This window comes from Mesorhizobium sp. WSM3866 (assembly GCF_002294795.1).
In the GTDB taxonomy this organism is placed as follows: Bacteria; Pseudomonadota; Alphaproteobacteria; order Rhizobiales; family Rhizobiaceae; genus Mesorhizobium.
This window is the reverse complement of sequence record NZ_NSGC01000002.1, coordinates 46170-61397: the sequence shown is the minus strand read 5'-3', so window position 1 is coordinate 61397 and position 15228 is coordinate 46170. Positions and strand designations below refer to the sequence as shown.

19 protein-coding genes are annotated in these 15228 nt (G+C 65.6%); 9 read left to right on the top strand and 10 right to left on the bottom strand.

Annotation, left to right across the window (positions count from 1 at the left end; all coding sequences use genetic code 11):
- Position 1: 1 nt before the first annotated feature.
- Both queG and CK222_RS04335 read right to left on the bottom strand, forming a co-directional pair.
- A complete protein-coding gene (gene queG, locus CK222_RS04340) occupies positions 2-1159 on the bottom strand; it encodes a tRNA epoxyqueuosine(34) reductase QueG (RefSeq protein ID WP_095799535.1) in 1158 nt (385 codons plus the stop codon).
- Positions 1140-1832 (bottom strand): glutathione S-transferase family protein, encoded by a 693-nt coding sequence (locus tag CK222_RS04335; protein WP_067003220.1) that lies wholly within the window; start codon positions 1830-1832, stop codon positions 1140-1142. The genes queG and CK222_RS04335 overlap by 20 nt, the downstream gene beginning before the upstream one ends.
- Positions 1833-1992: 160 nt before the next feature.
- Between CK222_RS04335 and CK222_RS04330 the strand changes: the two genes are divergently transcribed.
- On the top strand, positions 1993-2799 hold the full coding sequence (locus tag CK222_RS04330; RefSeq protein WP_095799534.1) for an undecaprenyl-diphosphate phosphatase: 807 nt from the start codon (positions 1993-1995) through the stop codon (positions 2797-2799).
- Between the two features lie 35 nt (positions 2800-2834).
- On the opposite strand, the gene CK222_RS04325 is transcribed toward CK222_RS04330, so the two are convergent.
- The gene (locus CK222_RS04325) at positions 2835-3212 is read right to left on the bottom strand and encodes a YraN family protein (RefSeq protein ID WP_095799533.1); all 378 of its coding nucleotides are present in this window, start codon (positions 3210-3212) and stop codon (positions 2835-2837) included.
- On the bottom strand, positions 3205-4101 hold the full coding sequence (rsmI, locus tag CK222_RS04320) for a 16S rRNA (cytidine(1402)-2'-O)-methyltransferase (protein ID WP_095825083.1): 897 nt from the start codon (positions 4099-4101) through the stop codon (positions 3205-3207). The genes CK222_RS04325 and rsmI overlap by 8 nt, the downstream gene beginning before the upstream one ends.
- A gap of 152 nt (positions 4102-4253) precedes the next feature.
- Here rsmI and CK222_RS04315 point away from each other — a divergent pair, with 152 nt between their 5' ends.
- Together CK222_RS04315 and CK222_RS04310 are read left to right on the top strand one after the other, a co-directional pair.
- Entirely contained in the window at positions 4254-4451 is a 198-nt protein-coding gene (locus CK222_RS04315; RefSeq protein WP_067003211.1) for a hypothetical protein, read from the top strand.
- 7 nt (positions 4452-4458) lie between these two features.
- A complete protein-coding gene (locus CK222_RS04310) occupies positions 4459-4647 on the top strand; it encodes a hypothetical protein (RefSeq protein WP_067323462.1) in 189 nt (62 codons plus the stop codon).
- Between the two features lie 82 nt (positions 4648-4729).
- Here the strand turns inward: CK222_RS04310 and CK222_RS04305 are convergent, their stop codons facing one another.
- From CK222_RS04305 to rph, 5 genes are all read right to left on the bottom strand, one after another.
- Positions 4730-5053 carry a low molecular weight protein tyrosine phosphatase family protein gene (locus CK222_RS04305; RefSeq protein ID WP_095799531.1) on the bottom strand — a complete coding sequence of 108 codons (324 nt, stop codon included), beginning with the start codon at positions 5051-5053 and terminating at the stop codon, positions 4730-4732.
- The gene (gene hemW, locus CK222_RS04300; RefSeq protein ID WP_095799530.1) at positions 5050-6228 is read right to left on the bottom strand and encodes a radical SAM family heme chaperone HemW; all 1179 of its coding nucleotides are present in this window, start codon (positions 6226-6228) and stop codon (positions 5050-5052) included. The genes CK222_RS04305 and hemW overlap by 4 nt, the downstream gene beginning before the upstream one ends.
- Positions 6225-6902, bottom strand: a complete 678-nt coding sequence (gene rdgB / locus CK222_RS04295; protein ID WP_067323458.1) for an RdgB/HAM1 family non-canonical purine NTP pyrophosphatase — start codon at positions 6900-6902, stop codon at positions 6225-6227. The genes hemW and rdgB overlap by 4 nt, the downstream gene beginning before the upstream one ends.
- On the bottom strand, positions 6903-7313 hold the full coding sequence (locus tag CK222_RS04290) for a VOC family protein (RefSeq protein ID WP_095799529.1): 411 nt from the start codon (positions 7311-7313) through the stop codon (positions 6903-6905).
- A gap of 82 nt (positions 7314-7395) precedes the next feature.
- A complete protein-coding gene (gene rph / locus CK222_RS04285) occupies positions 7396-8112 on the bottom strand; it encodes a ribonuclease PH (RefSeq protein ID WP_067003199.1) in 717 nt (238 codons plus the stop codon).
- 180 nt (positions 8113-8292) lie between these two features.
- Here rph and hrcA point away from each other — a divergent pair, with 180 nt between their 5' ends.
- The 6 genes from hrcA (at position 8293) to CK222_RS04255 (ending at position 13955) form a co-directional block, all read left to right on the top strand.
- The gene (hrcA, locus tag CK222_RS04280) at positions 8293-9375 is read left to right on the top strand and encodes a heat-inducible transcriptional repressor HrcA (RefSeq protein ID WP_067323456.1); all 1083 of its coding nucleotides are present in this window, start codon (positions 8293-8295) and stop codon (positions 9373-9375) included.
- A 31-nt stretch (positions 9376-9406) separates the two neighbouring features.
- Positions 9407-9604 (top strand): hypothetical protein, encoded by a 198-nt coding sequence (locus CK222_RS04275; protein ID WP_067003314.1) that lies wholly within the window; start codon positions 9407-9409, stop codon positions 9602-9604.
- Between the two features lie 110 nt (positions 9605-9714).
- Positions 9715-11064 carry a sorbosone dehydrogenase family protein gene (locus CK222_RS04270; RefSeq protein WP_095799528.1) on the top strand — a complete coding sequence of 450 codons (1350 nt, stop codon included), beginning with the start codon at positions 9715-9717 and terminating at the stop codon, positions 11062-11064.
- A 112-nt stretch (positions 11065-11176) separates the two neighbouring features.
- On the top strand, positions 11177-11794 hold the full coding sequence (locus tag CK222_RS04265) for a LysE family translocator (RefSeq protein WP_095799527.1): 618 nt from the start codon (positions 11177-11179) through the stop codon (positions 11792-11794).
- A gap of 186 nt (positions 11795-11980) precedes the next feature.
- Positions 11981-12961 carry a cysteine synthase A gene (gene cysK, locus CK222_RS04260; RefSeq protein WP_095799526.1) on the top strand — a complete coding sequence of 327 codons (981 nt, stop codon included), beginning with the start codon at positions 11981-11983 and terminating at the stop codon, positions 12959-12961.
- Between the two features lie 364 nt (positions 12962-13325).
- The gene (locus CK222_RS04255; protein ID WP_095799525.1) at positions 13326-13955 is read left to right on the top strand and encodes a glutathione S-transferase family protein; all 630 of its coding nucleotides are present in this window, start codon (positions 13326-13328) and stop codon (positions 13953-13955) included.
- 22 nt (positions 13956-13977) lie between these two features.
- Here CK222_RS04255 and CK222_RS04250 read toward each other — a convergent pair whose 3' ends face one another.
- Positions 13978-15225 carry a DUF6596 domain-containing protein gene (locus tag CK222_RS04250; RefSeq protein WP_067323449.1) on the bottom strand — a complete coding sequence of 416 codons (1248 nt, stop codon included), beginning with the start codon at positions 15223-15225 and terminating at the stop codon, positions 13978-13980.
- Positions 15226-15228: the final 3 nt, after the last annotated feature.

The following is a 15228-nucleotide window of genomic DNA, read 5'->3' as shown; positions in this document are numbered from 1 at the left end:
TTCAATGGTCCTTTGCGGGAACCGGCAGCGCTGACAGCCATTCCTCGCGCACCGTTGCATCGCCTTCGGCCTGCAAGGCCGATGCGGCGAGCTCCGCAAAATCGCGCCGCTCCATCAGTCGCGATAGCGCCCATACTGCCGCACCCCGCACCAGCGGCGAGCCGTCGTCGATTAGGCCGCGCGCGACCGGCGTCAGCGAGGCATCGTCCGAATTGCCGGCGGCGATCAGCGCGTTGCGGATGAAACGGTCGCGGCCGATGCGCTTGATCGGCGAGCCCGAGAAAAAGGAGCGGAACGTCGCATCGTCGAGCAACAGCAGCTCCGACAGCCGCGGCTCGCGCAGATTTTCGCGAGCGGCAAGCTTGGCCTCGGCGGCGACGCTGGCGAATTTGTTCCACGGACACACGGCGAGGCAGTCGTCGCAGCCATAGATGCGGTTGCCGATCGCCTCGCGAAATTCGCGCGGGATCGGTCCCTTGTTCTCGATTGTGAGGTAGGAGATGCAACGCCGCGCATCGAGCCGGTAGGGCGCCGGGAAGGCATCGGTTGGGCAGATGTCGAGGCAGGCGCGGCAGGAGCCGCAATGGTCGATCTCGGCTTTGTCCGGCTCAAGCTCGGCCGTGGTGAAGATGGTGCCGAGGAACAGCCATGAGCCATGCTCGCGGCTCACCAGGTTGGTGTGCTTGCCCTGCCAGCCCAGCCCCGCGGCTTCGGCAAGCGGCTTTTCCATCACCGGCGCGGTGTCGACGAAGACCTTCACGTCGCCGCCGGCCCGCGCGACGATCTTGCCCGCGATTTCCTTCAGCCGACCTTTCATCACGTCGTGATAGTCGCGATTGTGCGCGTAGACCGAGATCGCGCCGCGATCGTGTTTGTCGAGGACATCGCGCGGATCCCGGTCCGGACCGTAGTTCATGGCGAGCACTATGATCGAACGCACTTCCGGCCACAGCGTCGAAGGCTCGGCGCGCCGCCCGATCGTCTCGGCGATCCAGTCCATCGAGCCGTGAAATCCCTCGGCGACAAACTCGGCCAGGCGCGCGGGAGCCAGCGGGATCGCGTCCGGCCGGGTGACGGCAACGGCGTCGAAGCCGGCGCGGCGCGCCTCCGCGTCGATCAGCGCGCGCAGCTTCGTCGTGTCAGAAATCGAGGTCCGCATAATGCGATACCGGCGACAGGCCGCGCACGCGATCGGTGAGCAGCGGCCGGAACGACGGCCGTGATTTCACGCGAGTATACCATTCGCGCGCCGCCGCGTGCTCGCGCCAGTCGATCTCGCCGAGATAGTCGAGCACGGAAAGCGTCGCGGCCGCGGCGAGGTCGGCATAGGTCACCTTGTTGCCGGCCAGCCAATGACGCGTGCCCGCCAGCCAGTTGGTGTATTTCATGTGCTGGCGGATGTTGGCGCGCGCGGCGCGGATTGCGCCCGAATCGGGTGAGCCGCCGCCCGCCGTCTCCGGCATCACCGGCTTCAGCACCCGCTCGCGCACCAGATGGCGGGTGACCTCGCTTTCGGCCTTGCTGAGATACCAGTCGGTCAGTCGCCGGATTTCGGCGCGCTGCATCGGGTCCTCGGCAAACAGCCGCCTGTCGCGCTTCAGCACCCCGCGTGTCTCGTCAAGATATTCGGCAATGACCATGGCGCCGACGATTGGCACATCGCCTTCGGCCAGCAGGATCGGCAGCGTGCCGGCCGGATTGAGCGCCAGAAACTCCTTGCGCCGGGTCCAGGGCTTCTCCTCGATCAAGGCCAGCTCCTCGCCATACTCGCCAAAGGCGAGGCGGACGAACCGGCAGGTGGCGAACATCGGGTGGTGAAAAAGCGTCAGCATGGTTCCGCGATGATAGGGCGCACTGGCAAATTGGTGTGAGCGCCGGTAAGTCTTGGCGGCCCGATTCCAGGGACTGTCATGTGTTGCGACCTATAGGGGCACTTCCGCGCCATGACAAGCAAGCCCTTCCCCTTAGCCGTCACTCGAAGCAGAGGTTGCCATGGAAAGCCAGACCATCGTCGAAGCGCTGCTGCTTGGTCTGATCGAGGGCCTGACCGAATTCATCCCGGTCTCGTCGACCGGCCACATCCTGCTCGCCGGCCATTTCCTCGGCTTCCATTCGACCGGCAAGGCCTTCGAGATCCTGATCCAGCTCGGCGCGATTCTTGCGATCTTGAGCGTCTATTTCCGCCGCCTCTGGAAGATGCTGCTCGAACTGCCGCATGACCGGCTGACAAGGCATTTCGCCATCGGCATCCTCATCGCCTTCCTGCCGGCGGCGGTCATCGGCGCGTTGGCGCATGACTTCATCAAGACCTTCCTGTTCGAATCGCCGCGCCTGATCTGCATCATGCTGGTCATCGGCGGCGTGGTGCTGCTCGCCGTCGACCGCATGAACCTGAAGCCCGTCTACCGCGACGTCGAGCGCTTTCCGACCAGGCTTTACCTGCAGATCGGCCTGTTCCAGTGCCTGTCGCTGATACCCGGCACCTCGCGCTCCGGCTCGACCATCGTCGGCGCGCTGCTCTTGGGCGTCGACAAGCGCGCGGCGGCGGAGTTTTCCTTCTTCCTCGCCATGCCGACCATGGTCGGGGCCTTCGCCTTCGATCTGTTCAAGAACCGCAACGTGCTGACCTCGGCCGACCTGCCGATCATTGCCGTCGGCTTCATCGCCGCCTTCGTCACCGCGCTCTTCGTGGTGCGCTTCCTGCTCGATTACGTCTCGCGCAGGGGCTATTCGCTGTTCGGCTGGTGGCGGCTGGTGGTTGGCGGGCTAGGACTGGTGGCGCTGATGATCTGGGGGTGAGCTTACTCTCTCCACAAGTTGGGAGGGTAAGCTACTCAATTCCGCCCGTAAAACGCATTCTCGACATGCACCGGCCAGCGCCAGGGCAGCACCGCCACCATGTCGAAGCGTACCGACAGCCGGCCATAGTCCGGCTGTCGCGACAGCCAGAGGTCGGCGGCACCCTCGATGCGCCGTTCCGAGGCGTGGGCGATCGCTTCCATCGCATCCATCAGCGTCCGCCGCGCCTTGACCTCGACGAACAGTACAAGGTCGCCGCGCCTGGCGATCAGGTCGATCTCGCCGAGCTTTGTGCGATGGCGGCGCGCAAGGATGCGATAGCCCTTCAGCATCAGCGCCAGCGCCGCCAGCCATTCGCCGCGATGGCCGCGCCGATAGGCTTTTCGCCGATAAACGACGGTGCGCTCAGCCACCGCCGTCCGCCTTCAGCTCGATCAGCCGGCGGTAGAGCGCCTGTTTCTGGCCACCGGTCATTTTCGCCGCTTCCGCCGCCGCCTTGGAGGCCGGCATTTCGGCGGCTAAAGACAACAGCAGCCGGTCGATGTCGGCCGGCTGGTCCTCGGCCGCCTCCGGCGGGCCGACGCAGACCACGATTTCGCCCTTGGGCGTCTCGGCCGCCGCGTAGTGATCGGCGAGCTCTCCGAGCGTTCCCGTTCGCATCTCCTCGAACGCCTTGGTGAGCTCGCGGCCAATCGCCGCTTTGCGCGCTCCGCCAAGCGCTTGCGCCATCGCAGCAAGCGTCTCGGCCAGCCGGCGCGGCGATTCATAGAAGATGAGCGTCGCCGGCACCTGCCTGAAGCTTTCGAGCTTGGTGAGCCTCTGGCCCGCCTTGGCCGGCAAGAAGCCGGCGAACAGAAAGGTGTCGGAAGGCAGGCCGGAAGCGGTCAGCGCGGCAAGCGCCGCCGACGGTCCGGGCACCGGAATAACGCGGATGCCGCGCTCCAGCGCCTCGCCGACCAGCCGGTAGCCGGGATCGGAAACCAGTGGCGTGCCGGCATCCGAGATCAGCGCCACGCTTTGTCCGGCAGCGAGCGACTCGATCAGCTTCGGCCCGGCCTCGGCTGCATTGTGCTCGTGATAGGCCGTGGTGCGCCGGCGAATGCCGTAGCGTTCGAGCAGCACGCGCGAGACGCGGGTGTCCTCGCAGGCAACGATGTCGGCGCCGGCCAGCGTCTCCAGCGCACGCAGCGTGACATCGGCGAGATTGCCAATCGGCGTCGCCACCAGATAGAGCGCCGGCTCCAGCGGCCGCGCCGCAATTTCGGTCTGCCCGATTACATAGCTGCGTTTGTCGCCGGTCAATTGAGGCCCTCCCACGCGCCACTGTTTGCCACGGCTGATCTGCGGTTGCAAAACGTGATGGCGATGCAAGGGAATCGCCATGCCTTTGCCACGATGCGGAACCAAACCGCGTAAGGCGGATTTTACCCCTGATTCCCGAGGAGGAGGACAGGATGGACAGCCTGATCATTCAAGACGCTTTCACGCCCTATTATTCGGGCTGCAAGCGCTTTGCCGGATCGGAGAAGGTTGCCGGTTCGGAGGATCGGGAACCCTCCGCCAGGACAAAGGACAAGGAAGCGATGAAGCCGCTTCCAAGCCCCGCGGTTCAAGACGCCTCGACCGAAACCGAAAGCACGACGGAGCACTGACCGGACGATGCCCAATCGCTTCGACATTTTCATCACACGACTCGAAAGCAAGACCGCCCGCGAGGGCATTCCTTCCCATCCGATCGCCGCCCAGCACGGGAACCGCCGCGACAAGACCGACCTGAAGCAGGGCCGTTCCGGCGAGGCGCATGCGGAAAAGGATCGCGGGAAGCAGCGTCAGAAGCACGACGCCTAGAGCAGCTGCGACCCTTCGCGATCTCTCGCCTCATCCCAGGCGGAGCGAGGAGCGAAGCGCCATGCTTGGCGCCTGACGCCATTCAGCCCAGATAGTTAGTGACCTTCGCCTCGAGCAGCCGCACCAGTTCCGGATCCATGAACGCATAGTTGTCCGGGATGTCGAGGCAGATCACCCGTGCCCGCATCAGGCTTGACCGGAACTTCTTCTGCAGCTTGACGCGATGCGCCTTCTCCATGATGAAGATGATCTCGGCCCACGCGACCAGTTCATGCGTCAGCGGGTTGTCCGCGTCGTGATTGGTGCCGGCCGATTCGACCTCGAGGTCGCGGCGCCTGGAAAACACCTGCTCGGCGGTGGGGCTGCGCAGGCGGTTCTGGCTGCAGACGAAGAGAACCTTTTTCACCGCGCGAGGTCTGCCACCACCGCATCGAGCACGATCATGCCGGCGGTCGTGGCGCGGAGGCGGGCGTTGCCGACCGGCGCCACCAGCCCCTCTTCCTGCAGCACCGACAATCGGTCGCTCGCCAGACTACGCCCGGCAAGCGTCTCGTAGCGCTGGAGGTCGATGCCTTCGGCCAGCCGCAGCCCCATCAATAGGAACTCGTCGGCTTCTTCGGCGCGCGTCAGCACCTCGCCGCCGTTGACGCCATGGCCCCTGGCTTCGACCAGGTTGGCCCAGGTCTCAGGCACCTTTTCCGCGACCGTCACGGTACGGCGGCCGTTCTCGACGAAGCGGCCATGCGCGCCGGGTCCGACGCCGACATATTCGCCGTAGCGCCAATAAGTCAGGTTGTGCCGGCTTTCCGCGCCCGGCCGCGCGTGGTTGGAGATTTCGTAGGCCGGAAGCCCGTGCGCCGCGGTCACCTCCTGCGTCAGCGCGTAGAGGTCGGCGGCATGGTCGTTGTCGGGCAGGACGAATTTTCGCGCTGAGTGGAGTGCATGGAACGGCGTGCCCTCCTCGATCGTGAGCTGATAGAGCGACAGGTGGTCGGCGGCGTGCCCGATCGCTTCCTCAAGCTCTAAAGCCCAAGCCTCCGGCGTCTGGCCGGGCCGCGCATAGATCAGGTCGAAGGAGAGCCGCGGAAAGATTTCCCGCGCCAGCCCGATGGCGTGCAGCGCCTCCTCGACATTGTGCAGCCGGCCGAGGAAGCGCAGGTCCTTGTCGTTCAGCGCCTGCACGCCGAGCGAGACACGGTTGACGCCGGCCGCCCGATAACCGCGGAAGCGCTCCGCCTCGACCGAGGACGGGTTGGCCTCCAGCGTCACCTCGATCCCGGCAGGCACCGTCCAGTTCTTCGCTACGGCTTCCAGAACCGCTGACACCGTCTCCGGCTTCATCAGCGACGGCGTGCCGCCGCCGAGGAAGACGCTGGTCACCTCGCGCGGCCCGGTGCGGGAGCGCATCGTCTTGAGCTCCGTCTCGAAGGCCCGCGCAAAACGCTCCTGGTCGACCGGCTGGTGGCGAACGTGGCTGTTGAAGTCGCAGTAAGGGCATTTGGCCGCGCAGAACGGCCAATGGATATAGACGCCGAAGCCGGGGCTGCGGTCGAGCGGCATGGTCTGGCCTGTTCCGATCATTTTGACCTGAGCCGCGCCAGATCCAGCCGCGCCAAATCCAAGCGGGCCTGGGCAAACTTCTGGAAGGCGCGGGCGCGGTGCGACAGGGCTGTTGCCTGGCCGGGCTTCCAGCCATGCTTTTGCTCGGCGCTCATCTCGCCAAAAGTCTTGGCGAAGCCGTTGGGCAGGAACACCGGATCGTAGCCGAAGCCGAGCGTGCCGCGCGGCGGCCAGACCAGCGTGCCTTCGGCCTCGCCGCGGTAATATTCGGCCTCGCCATCGGGAAAGGCGAGGCAGATGACGGCGACGAAACGGCCGGTGCGCTGCGCCGGCTCGGTCGCGCCGACCTCCTGCAGCGCCACTTCGGTGCGCTGCATGGCCATGCCGAAATCGCGTGTGCCGTCCGCCGTCTCGGCCCAGTTGGCGGTGTAGACGCCGGGCGCCCCGTCGAGCGCGTCGACGCAGAGCCCCGAATCGTCCGACAGCGCCGGCAGGCCGGTGGCCTTGGCGGCGGCATAGGCCTTGATATAGGCATTCTCCTCGAAGGTCGTGCCGGTCTCGTCCGGTTCCGGCAGGCCGTAATCCTTGGCCGACTTCGCCTCGAAGCCGAACGGGGCCATCAAGTCGGCGAATTCGCGCAGCTTGCCTTCATTGTGGCTGGCGACGACGATCTTTTGTCCGTTCAAAGAATGCATTCAGAGACCCCAGATCCTTGGTTCGGCGAACTCGATCGAATTGCCCGAAGGGTCGCGGATATAGATCGAATGTCCGCCCTGCGGCCACTCGAAATCGCTTTCGATGGCGATGTTCTTGGCCGCCAAATGCTTGCGCCATTGGGCGATCTCGGCCGCAGTCGCGGTGAAGCAAAGATGCCCTTCGCCGACCGTGCCGTGCGGCGGCACCTTCAGCCTGGCGTCGGGCGCCGGCGGAATTTTCGTCGCCTCGGCATTGAAGATGAGCAGCACGCCGTTGCCGCAGCGGAAGAAGACGTGGCGACCTTCGACCTTGCCCAGCGGATCCAGGCCGAGGATGTCGCGGTAGAAGGCTTCGGCAGCGGTTAGATCTGTGACGTAGAGCGCTGATTCCAGAATCGCGGAGGGAGTCACGAAGCACCCCCCTCTGCCCTGTCGGGCAGATGGCCGGCAGGCCAGAGGGGGATGCGAAGGATCGTCGACCTCATCGGTGACCCTACGCCACCGCCATCTGCTGCAGGCTGACCAGCCGAGAAATACCCTTCTTGGCCAGTCCCATCAGTGCCGAAAACTGCTCTTCGGAGAAGGGCTCGCCTTCCGCCGTGCCCTGGATCTCGACGATGCCGCCCTTGCCGGTCATGACGAAATTGGCGTCGGTGCCAGCCGAGGAATCCTCGAGATAATCGAGATCGATGACCGGCTGTCCGTCATGGATGCCGCAGGAGATCGCCGCGACATGGTCCTTGAGCACCTTGGAAACGCTGGCCATCTGGCGCGCTTCCATCCAGCGCAGGCAGTCATAGAGCGCCACCCAGCCGCCGGTGATCGAGGCGGTGCGGGTGCCGCCGTCGGCCTGGATAACGTCGCAGTCGACGGTGATCTGCTGTTCGCCTAGCGCCTGCAGGTCGACAACGGCGCGCAACGAACGACCGATCAGCCGCTGGATCTCCAGCGTGCGGCCGCCCTGCTTGCCGGCGGAAGCCTCGCGGCGCATCCGCTCGCCCGTCGAGCGCGGCAGCATGCCGTATTCGGCCGTAACCCAGCCCTTGCCGGAATTGCGCATCCAGGCCGGCACCTTTTCCTCCAGGCTCGCCGTGCACAGCACATGCGTGTCTCCGAACTTCACCAGGCACGAGCCTTCGGCGTGCTTGGAGACGCCGCGCTCGAAGGAGATGGCGCGCATTTCGTCGGGCTGGCGTTTGGAGGGGCGCATTCGGCCTTCTTTCCTATGGTTTTGGATTCGTCGGCGGCTTGTAGACGCATGCGACGGATGGCGCAAAGGAAAAGGGCGCCAAGGAAACGGGGCGCCAAGGAAACGGCGCTAGCGAAAATGGCCCGGGTTGCACCACGGAGGCTTAAGTCTATATCTTTCGATAGGAGGTTCTTCGCTGGAATGAACAAGGCAGTCGATCCCGCATCGCAGCCGCCCGTGCTTCAGTCGCTCGACATGCGCTCGCGCGACATCTTCCGGCGGATTGTCGATTCCTATCTGCGCGACGGCGAGCCGGTCGGCTCGCGCAGCCTGTCGCGCATCCTGCCGTCGTCGCTGTCACCGGCCACCGTCCGTAACGTGATGAGCGACCTCGAGCATCTGGGGCTGATCTACGCGCCGCACATCTCGGCCGGCCGCCTGCCTACCCAGACCGGCCTGCGCTTCTTCGTCGATGCCTTCATGGAGCTCGGCGATCTGTCGGACGACGAGCGTCGCGTCATCGAGGCGCAGGTGCGTGCCTCGGGCTCGGGCGCCACGCTGGAGCATATGCTGACCGAGGCCAGCCAGATGCTCTCCGGCATGTCGCGCGGCGCCGGCCTGGTGCTCGCCGCCAAGAACGAGGTGGCTCTGAAGCACATCGAGTTCATCCAGTTGGAACCCACCAAGGCGCTCGCCGTCCTGGTGTCGCAGAGCGGCGATGTCGAGAACCGCGTTGTCGACCTGCCGGCCGGCATCACCGTCTCGCAGCTGCACGAGGCCTCGAACTTCCTCAACGCCCATATCCGCGGCCGCACGCTGGCCGAGGCGCGGGTCGAGATCGCGCGCATCAAGGACGAGACCAGGGCGGCTCTCGACACCTTGTCGCAGGAGCTGGTCGAGAAGGGCCTCGCGGTATGGGCCGGCGCCGAAAGCGGCCTGCCGGCGCGCCTCATCGTGCGCGGCCGCGCTAATCTTCTGGAAAACGTCACCGCCCAGGCCGATCTCGAGTTGCTGCGCCATCTGTTCGAGGATCTGGAAACGCAGGACGGACTGCTGCAGCTCCTCGACCTCGCCGAGGAAGGTCCGGGCGTGCGCATCTTCATCGGCTCGGAGAACAAGTTGTTTTCGCTGTCCGGTTCGTCGCTCGTGGTCGCGCCCTATCGCGACAAGGATGCGCGCGTCGTCGGCGCGCTCGGCGTCATCGGCCCGACGCGATTGAACTATGCCCGCATCGTTCCGATGGTCGACTATACGGCCCAGTTGATTTCGCGCATGCTGAGGTAGGCGAGCCGGAAACGTCGCAAGGAGGGTGGAAATGGCGCTGGAATCGTTCAAGGCCCAGATCAGCCTGCTGCTCGAGGAGATGGTGAACCAACCGGAAGACGATCACGAGATCCAGGAGCTACTGCGCGAGAAGCTCAGGGAAATGCGCGCCATGGGCCTGCCGCTGCCGGCCGATCTGGTCGCGCTGGAAAAGCAGCTCGACGACGATCTGGATATCGAAGAGAGCTGAACTGCCGGCGCTTTCCGTCAAAATCTGCATGCCCGGCTTCTCTTTTGGAAAGCCTGCCCGATATTCGCTGTCTGGTTGCTGATGCACGTTGGCGAATAACGGAGAACAGCATGATACGGATTGCCGGCCTTGCCGCCCTCGCTTTGTTCCTGGCCTCCGGCGCCGTCGCGCAGCAGGCCGACCAGCCCCTGCTCACCGGCAAAAAGGCCTTCGGTGACTGGAGGGCCGACCGGCCCGGCGTGCGGCGCCTCATCAGGCCCGACGATCTCCCGAAGCCAAATGTCGCCGAATCCGCCTCGAACGGCGGCGGTGTCACCGATCGCCCCGAGGATGCCACGCCAGCCCTTCCACCCGGCTTTTCGGCCGAACTGGTGGCTTCGGGCATCAGCAGCCCGCGTGTCGTGCGCACGGCGCCGAACGGCGATCTCTTCGTCGCCGACAGCAGGGCGAGCCAGGTCCGCGTCTATCGACTGGCCGAACGCAGCGCCAAGCCCGCCGAGAAGTCGGTCTTTGCCAAAGGCCTGACCCGGCCCTACGGCATCGCCTTCTATCCGCCGGGCGACAAGCCGCAATGGGTCTATGTCGCCAACAGCAACAGCGTCGTCCGCTTTGCCTATCGCGACGGCGACCTCAAAGCTTCCGGCGAGCCCGAAACGATCGTCTCGGACATCCCGTCGAGCCATCACTGGACGCGCGACATCGCTTTTTCGCCCGACGGCAAGACGCTCTATCTCTCGGTCGGCTCGGGCTCGAATACCGCAGAGGGCATGGGAGCGAGGCCAAAGGGCGGCGTCGAAGAATGGGCGAGATCGGCACCGCTCGGCGCTACCTGGGGCGCGGAGGAAGGCCGAGCGGATGTGCTCGCTTTCGATCCTGACGGCAAGAACCGCAGGATGGTCGCCACCGGCCTGCGCAACTGCTCGGGCATGACGGTGCAGCCGGCTACGGGCGCGCTCTGGTGCGTCGTCAACGAACGCGACGAGCTCGGCGACAACGTGCCTTTCGAATATGCGACCGCCGTCAAGGAGGGAGCCTTCTATGGCTGGCCCTGGTACTATATCGGCGACAACGAGGATCCGCGCCACAAAGGCGCGCGGCCCGATCTCGCCGGCAAGGTCACGGTGCCGGACGTGCTGATCCAGGCACATTCGGCGCCGCTCAACATCGCCTTTTATGAGGGCGGCAACTTCCCGGCCGACTACAAGGGCGACGCCTTCGTCACCCTGCACGGCTCGTGGAACCGCAATGTCCGCACCGGCTACAAGGTGGTGCGGCTGAAGTTCAAGGACGGCAAGCCGACCGGCGAATATGAGGATTTCGCCACCGGCTTCGTCATTGCCGACGATGCGGTCTGGGGCCGGCCGGTCGGTGTCGCGGTGGCGAAGGATGGTTCGCTGATCCTGACCGAGGACGGCAACGGCACGATATGGCGCGTCACCTACGGCGACGGCCGGTCCTGAAGCGGCGCTGGTGCAACCGAATCCGGCTGCAAGGCAATTAACGCCGCCCCGGCACCGTGGTAGGAGGCTGCCGCTCTGGATCCCGATCCCGGGATAGCGCTGGGTTCAAACCATGACACTGACAGGATTTCTCGCCTACAGCGCCGCCCTCGGCGTCGCCGCCGCCATTCCGGGTCCCGGCGTGACGGCGCTTGTTGCCCGCGCGCTCGGCTCCGGCTTCCGTTCGTCGCTCGCCATGTCGTTCGGTCTCATGCTCGGCGACATTACCTACCTCACCGCCGTCGTGCTTGGCCTCGCCTTCGTCGCCCAGACCTTCGGCATGGTGTTTCTCGCCATCAAATGGGCGGGCGTCGCTTATCTCGCCTTCCTTGCCTGGCGCTTCTGGACGAGCGGCATCTCGCCCGAAACGGTCGAGGCGCGGAAGAGCAAGAGCGGCCTGGCGTCGAGCTTCATCGCCGGGCTGACGGTGACGCTCGGCAACCCGAAGACGATGATCTTCTATCTCGCCATCACGCCGACCATCGTCGACCTGAAGACGATCACGCCGGCCGACTACGGCATCCTTGTCGCGCTGACCGTTGTCGTCCTGTTCGTGGTGCTGGTCCCCTATCTGGCGCTGGCTGCCAAGGCGCGCTGGTTCCTGAGATCGCCGCGCGCGCTCAAGGTGCTGAACCGCACCGCCGCCGGCTTCATGATGGGAGCGGCAGCCGCCATCGCGGCCCGTCAATAGGCCGCATTCTCAACCGGCCCCCGTTTCGGGGAAAGCATCCCCAAAACGGGCCGATCCGGAAAATGCATTTCCGGCGGGGAGGTTTTCAGCAGCCGCCCCACTCGGATATTTTCGGCGGGCAGCCTATCTTGCGCGGCTGAAAGCCTTATTCTGTATGCCTATGCCTTTGCCTTGGGAGCGAAACCAATGAACAAGCCCGTCACCTCCGCGCGCGTCCCCGGCCGCGGCCGCATCTTCAACTCGATCACCGAGACGATTGGAGACACGCCGCTGGTGCGGCTGGATAAGTTCGCCAAGGAGAAGGGCGTCGTCGCCAACCTGCTGGGCAAGCTCGAATTCTTCAACCCGATCGCCTCGGTCAAGGACCGCATCGGCGTCTCGATGATCGAGGCGCTGGAGGAGGCCGGCAAGATTGCACCGGGCAAGACCACGCTGATCGAACCGACCTCCGGCAACACCGGCATCGCGCTGGCCTTCGCCGCCGCCGCCAAGGGTTACAAGCTGATCCTCACCATGCCGGAGACAATGTCGGTCGAACGTCGCAAGATGCTGGCGCTGCTCGGTGCCGAATTGGTGCTCACCGAAGGCCCGAAAGGCATGAAGGGCGCCATCGCCAAGGCCGACGAGCTTGCCGCCACGCTGCCCAACGCCATCATCCCGCAGCAGTTCGAGAATCCGGCCAATCCGGAAATCCACCGCCGCACCACGGCGGAGGAGGTCTGGAACGACACCAATGGCGAGGTCGACATCTTCGTGGCCGGCATCGGCACCGGCGGCACGATCACCGGCGTCGGCCAGGTGCTGAAGAAGCGCAAGCCTTCGCTGCATGTCGTGGCGGTCGAGCCGGAAGCCTCGCCGGTGCTCTCCGGCGGCCAGCCCGGCCCGCACAAGATTCAAGGCATCGGCGCCGGCTTCGCGCCCAAGATCCTCGACACCACGATCTATGACGAGATCGTCAGGGTCTCGAACGAGGATTCGGTCGCCAATGCGCGCCTCGTCGCCCGCCTCGAAGGCGTGCCGGTCGGCATCTCGTCGGGTGCCGCGCTGCAGGCGGCGATCGTCGTCGGCTCGCGGCCGGAAAACAAGGACAAGAACCTCGTCGTCGTCATCCCGTCCTTCGCCGAGCGCTATCTCTCGACGATCCTGTTCGACGGGCTGGGGGCGTAGGCGCTCATACCTCGAAGAATGGCCGGGAAATGCCACGGTCCAGAATGGATACCACCTGTCTTATCCGAGATTAACGGAGCCGCTGTTCCTCCTCCGCAGAAAGATCCGCAACGCTTGTGACGTGGAGACGTCAAGGCATGGATCCTCGGGTCTGCGCGCGTCGCGCAGCTCGTTGCTCGCACGTGGATGACCAAGTCGGGAACGCCACAGCCAATCTCAAGAGCTTGCGAACAAGCGGCACTCCCGGGATGATGCAAGCTGGATCGCTCAAAAAGCGTCTGTGGCAAGCGGAGCCCGGCTTGAGGAAGGCGCCGCTTCCGGTTCAAATCGCCGCCGGCCTCGAATCGGCCGGCGGGAGGATTTTATGTACAAGCTTTACACGCGTCCCGGCAGCGGCGGCTTCGTCGTCGAGGCGGCCTTGGCTATCGCCGGCGCGCCTTTCCGGCAGATCGACGTGCCGAAGAAGGATCCGCCCGATCCGGCTTTCCTCGCCATCAGCCCGCTGAACCAGGTGCCGACGCTGACATTGCCCGACGGCCGGTCGATGACCGAATCGGCGGCGATCTGCATCCTGCTCGCCGAGCGTCATCCAGAAGCGCATCTGGCGCCGCAAGCGGGCTCGCCGGCGCGCGCCGATTTCCTGCGCTGGATGGCCTTCATGTCGTCGGCGCTCTATCCCGCGATCCTGAGGCTCTATTACCCCCACCGCTACACGGCCGACGCCGATAGCGTGCTGGTGGTCAAGGAGGCGGCTATCGCCGAAATGGATCGCGGCTTTGCCATTCTCGATAGCGCGCTCGCCGGCCGTGAGTGGCTGGCCGGTGAGGAATTTTCGCTGGTCGACATCTATCTCGTGATGCTGGTGGCCTGGCATCCCGACACCAAGAGCGCTCGCGTAGCCTGGCCGAACATCGAACGGCTGTGGGGCAAGTTGCGCCAGCATGCGATCATGCGGAAACTGAACCTTTCTCATGAGATGTGGCCGCAGGACTAGTTGCTGGAACCGCCGTCTCGCCTCAGTTGCGGACCAGCTTCCCCCGCTCGGCCTGCAGGAAATGGCGCAAGGCCGGATCGCGCTCGAGGCCGATCGCCCGGTCGTAAGCCTCGGCGGCCTCGGCCGTCCTGCCGAGCCTGGCTAAGAGCTCGGCCCGCGCCGCCCAATAGGGCTGGTATTCGGCAAGCCGCTTATCGCCGCCGATCTCGTCGAGCGCGGCAAGACCCTCGGCTGCGCCCTCGGCTTCGGCGATCGCGACAGCGCGGTTGATCGCCACCACCGGCGAGCCGGCAATCGCCATCAGCGCGTCGTAAAGCTGGCGGATCGCGGTCCAGTCGGTGCGGCCGCTCCGCCGCCTTGCCGTGTGCGCCGACTGGACCGCAGCCTCCAATTGGTAGCGGCCGATGGTTCCCCTGATCGCGGCGCGCCTGAGCAGCGCTTCCGCCTCGTCGATCAGCTTGTCGTCCCAAAGCGCCACGTCCTGCTCAGCCAGCGGCACGAAGTCGCCGTCGGGACTGCGCCGCGCCGTGCGCCGCGCGTCGGCGAAAAGCATCAGCGCCAGGAGCCCGAGCGTTTCCGGCTCATCCGGGATCAGCGACGCGACCAGCCGGCCGAGCCAGATGCCTTCCGTAGCCAGGTTGCGTCGGCGCGTCTCGGTGCCGGCCGGATCCGACCAGCCCTCGGCGAATGTGGCGTAAATCGCTTCCAGCACCGCATCGAGCCGCTCGCCGAGCTCGGCCCGCTCCGGTACCCGGAAGGGGATGGCGGCCTCGCGGATGCGGCTCTTGGCGCGCACCAGGCGCTGGCCCATCGTCGTCGGCGAGACCAGAAAGGCCGAGGCGATGGTTGCGGCGTCGAAGCCAAGCACGGTCTGCAGGATCAGCGGCGCGCGTACGCTGGCCTCGATCGCCGGATGTGCGCAGGCAAACATCAGCCTCAGCCGCTCGTCGGGCAAATCCTCGTGCGTCATGCGCGCCTCCGCCTCTTCGGCAATCAGCTGCAGGTGGCCGCGGGCCGCCTCGCCGGTCAGCCGCCGCCGCACGGCGTCGACGTCGCGGCGGCGCGCCACCGCCAGCAGCCAGGCCTCCGGCTTTTCGGGCACGCCGCTCTTCGGCCAGCGCTCCAGTGCGGCGGCGAACGCGTCGGCCAGCGCGTCCTCGGCGCCGGCAACGTCGCGCATGCGAGCAGCGAGATAGGCAACCAGCTTGCCGTAGCTCTGCCGGGCGGCCGCCTCGGCCGCCGCCCGCGCCGTCTCCGGGCGCTTGTCCATATT